Annotated in this window: 10 protein-coding genes; 4 read left to right on the top strand and 6 right to left on the bottom strand. The window is 65.1% G+C overall.

Annotated features, from left to right (window positions below):
* A partial coding sequence (locus tag RMO51_RS19695; RefSeq protein WP_310397684.1) for an OmpA family protein occupies positions 1-1,048 on the top strand: 1,048 nt, incomplete at its 5' end.
* 183 nt (positions 1,049-1,231) lie between these two features.
* On the opposite strand, the gene RMO51_RS19690 is transcribed toward RMO51_RS19695, so the two are convergent.
* The 5 genes from RMO51_RS19690 to RMO51_RS19670 all read right to left on the bottom strand — a co-directional run bounded on the left by RMO51_RS19690 (position 1,232) and on the right by RMO51_RS19670 (position 4,403).
* On the bottom strand, positions 1,232-1,660 hold the full coding sequence (locus RMO51_RS19690; protein WP_310397683.1) for an arsenate reductase ArsC: 429 nt from the start codon (positions 1,658-1,660) through the stop codon (positions 1,232-1,234).
* A 76-nt stretch (positions 1,661-1,736) separates the two neighbouring features.
* Entirely contained in the window at positions 1,737-2,846 is a 1,110-nt protein-coding gene (gene arsB / locus RMO51_RS19685; RefSeq protein WP_310397682.1) for an ACR3 family arsenite efflux transporter, read from the bottom strand.
* Positions 2,833-3,396 carry an N-acetyltransferase family protein gene (locus tag RMO51_RS19680; protein WP_310397680.1) on the bottom strand — a complete coding sequence of 188 codons (564 nt, stop codon included), beginning with the start codon at positions 3,394-3,396 and terminating at the stop codon, positions 2,833-2,835. Before RMO51_RS19680 ends, arsB begins: the two co-directional genes overlap by 14 nt.
* Positions 3,397-3,552: 156 nt before the next feature.
* The gene (locus RMO51_RS19675) at positions 3,553-4,011 is read right to left on the bottom strand and encodes a DUF6428 family protein (protein ID WP_310397678.1); all 459 of its coding nucleotides are present in this window, start codon (positions 4,009-4,011) and stop codon (positions 3,553-3,555) included.
* Between the two features lie 59 nt (positions 4,012-4,070).
* Positions 4,071-4,403, bottom strand: a complete 333-nt coding sequence (locus RMO51_RS19670; RefSeq protein WP_310397677.1) for a metalloregulator ArsR/SmtB family transcription factor — start codon at positions 4,401-4,403, stop codon at positions 4,071-4,073.
* Between the two features lie 327 nt (positions 4,404-4,730).
* On the opposite strand from RMO51_RS19670, the gene RMO51_RS19665 reads away from it, so the two are divergent.
* On the top strand, positions 4,731-5,258 hold the full coding sequence (locus RMO51_RS19665; RefSeq protein WP_310397676.1) for an energy transducer TonB: 528 nt from the start codon (positions 4,731-4,733) through the stop codon (positions 5,256-5,258).
* Positions 5,259-5,467: 209 nt separating this feature from the next.
* Here the strand turns inward: RMO51_RS19665 and RMO51_RS19660 are convergent, their stop codons facing one another.
* Positions 5,468-7,390, bottom strand: coding sequence for a hypothetical protein (locus tag RMO51_RS19660; protein ID WP_310397674.1), 1,923 nt, complete (start codon positions 7,388-7,390; stop codon positions 5,468-5,470).
* Positions 7,391-7,620: 230 nt separating this feature from the next.
* Here RMO51_RS19660 and RMO51_RS19655 point away from each other — a divergent pair, with 230 nt between their 5' ends.
* Positions 7,621-8,895, top strand: coding sequence for a putative DNA modification/repair radical SAM protein (locus tag RMO51_RS19655; RefSeq protein WP_310397673.1), 1,275 nt, complete (start codon positions 7,621-7,623; stop codon positions 8,893-8,895).
* A 7-nt stretch (positions 8,896-8,902) separates the two neighbouring features.
* A complete protein-coding gene (locus RMO51_RS19650; protein ID WP_310397671.1) occupies positions 8,903-9,169 on the top strand; it encodes a hypothetical protein in 267 nt (88 codons plus the stop codon).
* Positions 9,170-9,273 lie beyond the last annotated feature (104 nt).

Here is a 9,273-nt window from a genome sequence, read left to right as displayed (position 1 = left end):
AGGCACGTTCCAGGACGCCAACATCGAGGGCAACGACACCAACGTTGACCTCTTCGCGGCCGCCGGCATCAACTTCCGCATCACCGACGGCGTCGGCCTGTTCGTGCAGACCGGCCAGCACCTGCCGTTCGGGGCGAACATTGACGGCGACCCCGTCCGCGACGAGGACAGCTCCGACGACCGCTACCTGCAGCACACCGTGGGCCTGACCTTCGCCTTCGGCAAACCCAAAGACGCCGATGGCGACGGCGTGCCCGACCGCAAGGACAAGTGCCCCAACACGCCCGCTGGCGTGGCCGTGGACCCCACCGGCTGCCCGCTCGACGGCGACGCCGATGGCGTGCCCGACTACCAGGACAAGTGCCCCACTGAGAAAGGCCTGACGACGCTCGAAGGCTGCCCCGACCGCGACAGCGACGGCGTGCGCGACGGCGACGACAAGTGCCCCGACACGCCCGGCAAGGCCGAGCTGCAGGGCTGCCCCGACGGCGACAACGACGGCGTGCGCGACGGCGACGACAAGTGCCCCGACACCCCGGCCGGTACCCGCGTCGATGCCACCGGCTGCCCGCTGGTGCTGGACCAGGACACCGACGGCGTGTTCGACAACCGCGACAAGTGCCCCGACACCCCGGCCGGTACCCGCGTCGATTCGACGGGCTGCCCGCTGGTTATCGACCCCGGCACGAAGCGACTGGAAGTGCCCGTGCGGTTCAAAACCAACAGCACGGTCATCGAGCGCGGCTCGTACCCGGCCCTGAACAAGATGGTGCAGGCCCTGAAGGACCACCCGGACTACAGCCTGCGCATCATCGGCCACGCCGACAGCCGCGGCACCGACGAATACAACCAGGCCCTCTCGGAGCGGCGCGCCGCCGCCGTGAAGCGCTACTTCGCCGGCAAGAACGTCGAGGACGGCCGCGTCATTACCGAAGGCCGGGGCGAGGCCGAGCCGGCAGCTCCTAACACTTCGCCCACCGGCATGTCGAAGAACCGCCGGGTAGAGTTCGACTTCGAATTCCTGCCCACGCCCGTGCCGCCGCTCTAACCGAGCGCCAGGTGATAACGAAAACGCCCCGCCAATTGGTGGGGCGTTTTTTTATGCCCCGGCAGCAAGTAGTCGCTGGATAATTCAGAGCTGTTCGCACCTCAGCTGGCGCGCGTCGCAGACGCGCGCCAGCCTTCAGCAGGTCAACGGGGCGAATTCAGCGCAAAGAGCTTTTTGAAGCAATCAGCCCGCGCGTTCTGCCCCTGCGGTGGTCTCCTGTTCCGTGGCTGCTTCCCGCAGCAGCGCCAGCACCTGCTGCTCCACCAGGTCGCGCACCTGCCGAAACTCGGCGGGGGCCAGGTGCTTGGGGTCGGGTATCTGCCAGTCGCGCCGGTGGCGGGCGGCGATGAACGGGCAGGCGTCGCCGCAGCCCATGGTCACCACGTAGTCGAAGGCTCGGTCGCGCACCTCGTCCAGGCTCTTGCTGGCGTGGGTGCTCAGGTCGTAGCCCAGCTCGGCCATGGTGGCCACGGCCTTGGGATTGATGATGCCCGAGGGCCGCGAGCCGGCACTGAAAGCCGCTACTTGCGCGCCGCCGTGCCGGGTGGCAAACGCCTGCGCCATCTGGCTGCGGTTGGCGTTTTCCACGCATACGAAAAGGATGTTGGTCATTATTTCATTGCCTTGAAATTATTGCCTCGAAGGATTTAGGCACGAGAAACTGCCGGCAACGGCCGGAGTCCTGGCGTCAGACTGGCGAAGCCGTGCGCTGGCCCCCGTACCACCGGCGCCGAAACCAGAACGCCACGTTGACCAGCGCAATCAGGGCGGGCACTTCAATCAGCGGGCCGATGACGCCCGCAAAGGCCTGGTCCGAGTTGAGTCCGAACACGCCGATGGCCACGGCAATGGCCAGCTCGAAATTGTTGCCGGTGGCGGTGAAGGCAATGGAGGCGTTTTCGGCGTAATCGGCGCCCAACCACTTGCCGGCCGCGAAGCTGAGCACGAACATGATGCCGAAATACAGGGCCAGCGGCAGCGCGATGCGCAGCACGTCGAGCGGAATGCGCACGATGGTTTCGCCTTTCAAACTGAACATGACCACGATGGTACAGAGCAGGGCCACCAGCGTAATGGGGCTGATGGCCGGGATAAAAACCCGTTCGTACCACTCGTCGCCTCTGAGCCGACGCAGCCCTTGGCGCGAGAGGAACCCGGCCGCGAACGGCAGGCCCAGGTACACCAGCACGCTCTGGGCAATGGCCCCGATGCCGATGTTTACCGCGTACCCTTGCAGGCCGAAATAAGGCGGCAGCACGGTGATGAACAGCCAGGCCAGCACCGAGTAAAATAGCACCTGGAAGATGGAGTTGAGCGCCACCAACCCGGCCGCGTACTCGCGGCTGCCGTCGGCCAAGTCGTTCCACACCAGCACCATGGCAATGCAGCGGGCAATGCCAATCAGAATCAGGCCCATCAGGTACTCCGGTTTGTCGGGCAGCAGCCAGATGGCCAGGAAGAACATGAGCAGCGGCCCCAGCACCCAGTTCAGAAACAGCGACAGCCCGATGATGCGCGTGTTTCGGAACACCGTCGGCAGCTGCTCGTACTTCACCTTGGCCAGCGGCGGGTACATCATCAGCACCAGCCCCAGGGCCAGCGGCACGTTCACGGTACCCACCGAAAAGTAGTTGACGGCGTCGTTGATGCCGGGCACGAAATGGCCCAGGCCCACCCCCAGCGCCATGGCCAGGAATATCCACAGCGTCAGGCCCCGGTCCAGGCCCGAGAGCTTCTTCCGGGCCAGCGCGGCGGGGGCCGGCGCGGTCGGGGAGGGGGAAAGGTTAAGTGGCTGCATGAGTTGAGTTTTCCGGCGAAAGAAGCGAGGAAGCCGCCCCGGGCTCGATGCCCACCACGGCGCTGCGGCGCTCCAGCAGCAGCGTGTTGCGCCAGTTGCCGTGCAGCTGGCCGATGCGCTCGCGGTAGCCCACCGTGCGGAACCCCGCCCCAGCGTGGATGCTGATGCTGGTCGTGTTTTCGGGGAAGATGCCGGCTTGCAGTGTCCACAGGCCGTGGGTTTCGGACTCCGTGACCAGCGCCGCCAGCAGCTGCCGGCCCACGCCGCGCCCGCGGGCGGTCCCGGCCACGTACACGCTCACCTCGGCCACCCCGCCGTACACGCAGCGGCCCGACACGGGCGAGAGGGCCGCCCAGCCCAGCACCTGCCCGCTGGCCGCGTAGCCGGTGTCCACCGCCACCAGGCGGCTGTGGGCCAGGTGCGCCCGGTCCCATTCCTCCCAAGTGGGCGCTACGGTCTGGAACGTGGCGTGGCCGGTGGCAATGCCCTGCTCGTAAATGGCCCGCACCTGGGGCCAGTGCGCGGCCGTCATGGGTTGCAGTGTCAGCATTTTGGGATGAACTGGAAAAGAATGGATGGGGAGGCCAGCGAACGGGCGGGCTTCCGGGCGAAGCGAGTGCGGAGCTCCGCCGGCCCGGGTTCCGTGCGGGTGGCTCCCGCAGCGCGCCGCTACGCGGGGCAGCCGGCACGTGGCGCCGCCCACCGCTTAGCAGCTCCCGCCGCCCGGGGCGCAGCAGGCCGTCTTTAGTTGGGGCAGCGCAAACCGGTGGCTTGGAATGCCGCATGCGTCTTGCGCCAGGCAAGCCGTCTGCTTCGGCGTCAGCACGAAATCGGGGCCGTCGAGCGCCAGGCCGAACTTGCCAATCGTCTCTTGCTGGTATTCCACCTCAATGTCCAGATCCTCGCGGCCCAGCATCCGCTCCGCCAGGTGCAGGATGTGCAGGAATTTTTGCGGGGCCAGCCGGTGGTCGTAGTCGCCGGCTTCCCACAACTGGAAGTTGGCCACGGTTTCCCGGCGCTCCACCCCGCCGCAGTCGACGAAATGCTTGGTCACCAGGCCCACTTCCGTCACGTGGAAGTGAGCCGGCAGGTAGTCGCCGTTCGGCAGCCGAAAATTAACGGCCTCTAATACCGTCAGGGTCTGCTTCATCTCGGATATTTTCATGGGCTTGCTGGCTTGAGCGAGGGGTGAACTAATGAATGATGCGGGGGTGGCGGGGAGGATTAGCAGCAGGCCGCGGCGGGCGCGGGCAGCTCGGCCAATAAGTCGTTCAGCAACTGGCGCGCCCGGGCCCAGCCGGCGGGGTCTACGCAGTAGCACACGCGGGGCCCGTCCACTTCGCCCTGCACCAAGCCCGCCGCCTTCAGCTCCTTGAGGTGCTGCGACACGGTGCTCTGCGAGAGGGGCAGCTCCAGCACCAGCTCGCCGCACACGCAGGACTGGCGCCGGGCCAGCAGCTGCAGGATGGCCACCCGCGCCGGGTGCCCCAGCGCCTTGGCAATAACCGCCAGTTGTTGTTCGGCGGGGGAGAACTGTTCGTGCTTGTGAGCGGCCATGGGCGAGGATACAGATAAAACGTTTATCGTCGATTGACGATAACAAAGGTATCACAGCTCTTCCAAATGCAACAGCGCAATCTACTGCGTCTTCAAATTATCAAATTAATTTCTTCGTGAAGCCTGTTCGCCTCGCAGGCAAAAAATGCCAACCCGCTCTATCTTTGCAGAAGCAAAAAATACCTGCAACAGTATTTCCATTCGCACTTCTCGCTGTGCGGCTTGACGGGTATCCTTTTGTCGTGCTATTGAGGTCGTCTGCTGGGCCGTAATGCTATTCTGTCTAAAAGACAATTACAGAAATCCGCCAGCAAGCTAATTTCGTTCATGCTTGGGGCCGGTACTCGTTCGTCGTTGCCGCCGCTGTTCTTTACCTCCACCGTGTTCTACTCGCCACGCTTATCTTCTTTGCTCGGGCTGCTGGGCTTCCTCGCCATTGGTTCGAGCCGCGCCCAATCGGGCCCGAGCGCGCAACTGCTCACCGCGGAGCCCGTGTCCGGCAGCTCCGCGGAGCCAGCGGCGGCTGCGCAATTCGATTCGGTGTACGTCAACCCCGAGGTGCGCCCCCAGTTTGTGGGGGGTGACAAAGTGTTTGCCGCCTACCTGAGCAAGTCCATCCGGTACCCGCAGCAGGCCTTGCAACGCTGCGTCTCCGGCCGGGTGTTCGTCAATTTCACGCTGAGCGCGCAGGGCAAAGTGCAGGACGCGCACGTGGCCAGCGGCCCCGGCAGCGGCCTCAACGACGAGGCCCTGCGCCTGGTGTGGCTGATGCCCGCCTGGGAGCCCGCCCGGGCAAACGGCCAGCCCGTGCGGGTGGCCTGCACCGTGCCCATTTCTTTCAACACGGAGCGGTAAAGCGCTCAGATGAAGCCAGGTCCGCGCTGGCCTACTCGTTGCTCGCGGGGTTTTTGATGCTATGGTGAATACGGGTGGTGTATAAAAGTGAGTTAGGTACGTGGTGATGAACGTGATGCTGCTACAGCCCCGACGCCCTGCATAGGCGCCGGGGTTTTTATTTTGCGGCCCGGTGGGCTGCGCCGCAAGTCAACCGCGCCGCAACCGGCTTACTGGTACAGCCCGGTGACGGGCGAGCCCAGCCCAAAATCGGTGAAGGTGACCGCGCCGCGGGAAGTTTCGAACAAGCGCACGCCGTTGGCCGCCGTCAGGCCGCGCGGGTAGTACCCAATCAGCAATTGAAAGGTGCGCAGGGCCGTGAACTCGTTGCGGAAGCGCAGCCCCAGGCCGAAACCCGTGTAGGGCGCGTTTTCGAACGGCGTGCCGCCGCGGGGCTGCTCGCTCACCCAGGCCGCGTCGGCAAAGGCCACGCCCGCCAGCCGGAAGCCCAGCAGCGAGAGCGGCGTGAAGAGGGTGGTTTCGTAGTTGAGCACGAAGCGGCTGGTGGCCAGGATGGGCTGCCCCGGCGAAAAGCCCCGCAAGCCCCGCTCGTTGGTGATGCCCTGCAGCAGCTCGCCCGGCCGGCGGTTGAACCCGATGGTGCCCCGGCTGCTTAAAAAGTGCCGGTACTGCCAGTTGCCGAAATGGTAGAGCTTGGTGAAGGAGGTGAGCTCGGTGGAAAGCAGGCCCTGCTCCCAGCCGCGACTCCGGTTCATCAGCTGGTAGGAGCCCAGGTCCACGGCGGCGTAGAGGTAGCCGCTGCGGGTGCTGAAGCCGGCCGCCGCCAGGCGCGCGGCCAGGTAGCGGCGCGGCACCGCGCTGTTGAGCTCGTAGCCCGCCGTGAAGCTGAGCAGCGTGCCGGTGGGCACGTCCTCGGTCCGGCCAAAGCCGAACAGGTACCGGTCCTTGTAGTAGCGGCGCACCGAGTAGCCCACCGTGCCCAGCAGCAAGGTGCCGCTGCGGTAGCCGGGCGTCACAACGCCCGCGTCCGGCTTGGGAACGGCGCTGTAGGCCGTGTTCAGGACCCGCGCGGCCACGATGATGCGGCCGGGGTTTTCGTAGCTCAGGTCGTAGGAGCGCAGGCGCAGGGCCCGGCCCATCCAGGCGTCCTGCACGGAGTAGCGCAGGGGGTAGTACACGAATGGCTGCCCCTCGGCGGGCACGGCCAGGGCCACGTTCTGGCTGAAGTTGTCCAGGCTGATGGCGCCGGCGTAGTGGGCGCTGGGCGAGTAGAAGTCGCGCCGCACCGACACCCCGCCCGAGCGGTAGTTGTACTCGTTGCGGTAGCGGGCCTGGGCGTACACAAAGTGCCGGAAGGGGGCCGTGTAGCGGCCCTGGTACGCCCACTGCTGCGGCACGTCGGGGCCGTTGGGGGCCAGGCCCCGCCCGTAGCGGTACGAATTTTCGAGCTGGTGGCCCAGGCCCAGGAAGTTGTCGTCGCCGAGCGAGATTTGGCCCGCGGTGGCCGAGCCCAGCTCGAAGCCGGCCGTGATGCTGAACACGTCGGTGGTCAGCACCTCGATGTCGACGCTGTCGCGGGTGGTGGTCATTTCGTTCACCAGCACGCGGGCGTCCAGGATTTCGGGGCTTTGGCGCAGCAGGCGCTCCGACTCGGCCAGGTCCTGGGGCTCCAGGGGCTGGCCCGGCCGGAACAGCAGCACCTGCCGCACCCGCGAGCGCGCCGTTTTGAGGTGCAGCGCGTTGCCCGACTTCTCCCAGAAGGTGCGCGGCACCCGGGTTGAATCGGCGAGGCTGTAGCCGAAGGCGTCGAGCGTGCGAATGTTCACGCGCCGCACGATTTTGAAGTTGTGGCCGTCGAACTGCCGGTCGAGCAGCACGGCGTCGAGGCCGGTGTTTTCTTCCTGGCGCTGCGTGAAGTTGAGCAGGGCCGCGGCGGCCTTGCCGGCAATGGTTTTGCGGCGCGAGTACGCCTTCAGGCGGGTCAGCACCCGCTCCTCGTCGAAGCGCTGGCGCAGGGAGTCGGCGCGGTGCGGGAGGATTTCATCGCTGGCTTTCAGCGAGTCGGGCGGCACGGCCGAGCGCGGGTCGAACCCCTGCCCGCAAGCCGGCCGGGCCCACGGGCCAAGCAACACAAACAGGAGCAGTAAACAACCTCGCAGGTTCATAATGGGGCGCAACGCTGCAAAATACGAAAAGGAGCCGGGGCCTTCCCGCGCCCCGCCGTGCTACACCCGAAACCCGGACAGGAGCCGGGTATTTGTTTTCCTTGAAAAAGAAACCATTTCCAAAAAAATTAGCTTAATAAATAGCGGCTATTTGACCGCTGTTCATTACTTTTAAGCCCGAAAGCCAGCCCTGCCGCATGAACGAGCGCATTCAAGAGAAACTAAGCATATTAGCCGATGCGGCGAAGTATGACGTGTCGTGCAGCAGCAGCGGGGGCAAGCGCAAAAACGAGAACAAAGGCCTGGGCAACGCCGAGGGCATGGGCATCTGCCACAGCTACACCGAGGACGGCCGCTGCGTGAGCCTGCTCAAGATTCTGCTCACCAACCACTGCATTTTCGACTGCGCCTACTGCGTCTCGCGCCGCTCGAACGACGTGAAGCGCGCCGCCTTCACCGTGGACGAAGTGGTGGACCTGACCATCAACTTCTACCGGCGCAACTACATTGAAGGGCTGTTCCTGAGCTCCGGTATTTTCAGCAGCCCCGACTACACCATGGAGCGGCTGGTGCGCATCGTGAAAAAGCTGCGCACCGAGCACAAGTTCAACGGCTACATCCACGTCAAAACTATTCCCGGCGCCTCGGAAGAGCTCATTGCCGAGGCCGGCCTGTACGCCGACCGCCTCAGCGTGAACATCGAGTTGCCCTCGGAGCTGGCCCTGCAAACGCTGGCGCCGGAAAAGAACTACGCCGAAATCCTGACCCCGATGGGCCAGATTCGGGACGGCATTATTCAGAATAAGGAGGAGAAGGCGCTGTTTAAGAAAGTGCCCGCCTTCGCCACCGCTGGCCAGAGCACCCAGCTCATCGTGGGGGCCAGCGGCGAGACGGACTTACAGATTATCAAGCTCTCCGACAGCCTGTACCAGGGCTACGGGCTGAAGCGGGTGTACTACTCCGGCTACATCCCGGTGACAGACGACGCCCGCCTGCCGCAGGTGACCCAGCCGCCCGTCATCCGCGAGCACCGCCTCTACCAGACCGACTGGCTGATGCGTTTCTACGGCTTCCACGCCGACGAAATTCTGGACCCCGCCCACCCGCACCTCGACCTCGAAATTGACCCCAAGCTGGCCTGGGCCCTGCGCAACCGCCACGTCTTTCCGGTGGATGTGAACACGGCCGAGTACGAGATGATACTGCGCATTCCCGGCGTGGGCGCCCGCTCGGCCAAGCGCATTGTGGCCGCCCGCCGCTTTGCTACCCTCAACATGGAGACTCTGCGCCAGCTGGGCGTAGTGCTCAAGCGCGCCAAGTTCTTTCTCACCTGCCAGGGCGAGCACCAGCCCGTCATCGGCGAGCTAACCGAGCAGCAGGTACGCCGCCAGATTTTGTTCGGCGGCAGCTCGGTGCGTTCAGCCCTGGTCACGCAGCAGCTCGATTTGTTTGCCCAAGCTTCCCTAGCGTAGTGCAGCCATGCCCGACCAAGCTTCTTTTTTGAATGGCCAACCGCCAAGGCTGAAAAGCAGCCTGGGCGGCGCGCAGCACGATATTTTCTACTCCGTCATGAAAATCATCCACCGCCAATCGCAGCCCCTGCCTTCCGCCAAGTCGGAGAAGGTCACCCGTCTCTCGTGCTGCTGCCGCATCAGCGAGCTCATGCCGTTGGTGCGCCAACTGCACGACGACGCCCGCGCCCGCCACACCGCCCAACTCGGCGAGCAAAGCCAGCAGGCAGCGTAGGGTGGGCGTCTCACGGCTCACCTCACCCCCCGGCCCCCGCACCCCCGGGGTGGGGGTGGCGGGCGCGTGCGTGGTGTCTCTTTATTGGGCCCCCCCACCGCGGG

Source organism: Hymenobacter sp. (assembly GCF_031398885.1).
In the GTDB taxonomy this organism is placed as follows: domain Bacteria; phylum Bacteroidota; class Bacteroidia; order Cytophagales; family Hymenobacteraceae; genus Hymenobacter.
Note: the sequence above shows the minus strand (reverse complement) of the source record. Positions and strands in the feature narration are given on the sequence as shown.

What these genes read in the sequence shown, in the direction of transcription:
- arsB (WP_310397682.1), bottom strand. Translation starts at nt 2,846, where the DNA reads ATGCAGCCACTTAACCTTTCCCCCTCCCCGACCGCGCCGGCCCCCGCC.
- RMO51_RS19655 (WP_310397673.1), top strand. Translation starts at nt 7,621, where the DNA reads ATGAACGAGCGCATTCAAGAGAAACTAAGCATATTAGCCGATGCGGCG.
- RMO51_RS19650 (WP_310397671.1), top strand. Translation starts at nt 8,903, where the DNA reads ATGCCCGACCAAGCTTCTTTTTTGAATGGCCAACCGCCAAGGCTGAAA.
- RMO51_RS19690 (WP_310397683.1), bottom strand. Translation starts at nt 1,660, where the DNA reads ATGACCAACATCCTTTTCGTATGCGTGGAAAACGCCAACCGCAGCCAG.
- RMO51_RS19670 (WP_310397677.1), bottom strand. Translation starts at nt 4,403, where the DNA reads ATGGCCGCTCACAAGCACGAACAGTTCTCCCCCGCCGAACAACAACTG.
- RMO51_RS19665 (WP_310397676.1), top strand. Translation starts at nt 4,731, where the DNA reads ATGCTTGGGGCCGGTACTCGTTCGTCGTTGCCGCCGCTGTTCTTTACC.
- RMO51_RS19680 (WP_310397680.1), bottom strand. Translation starts at nt 3,396, where the DNA reads ATGCTGACACTGCAACCCATGACGGCCGCGCACTGGCCCCAGGTGCGG.
- RMO51_RS19675 (WP_310397678.1), bottom strand. Translation starts at nt 4,011, where the DNA reads ATGAAAATATCCGAGATGAAGCAGACCCTGACGGTATTAGAGGCCGTT.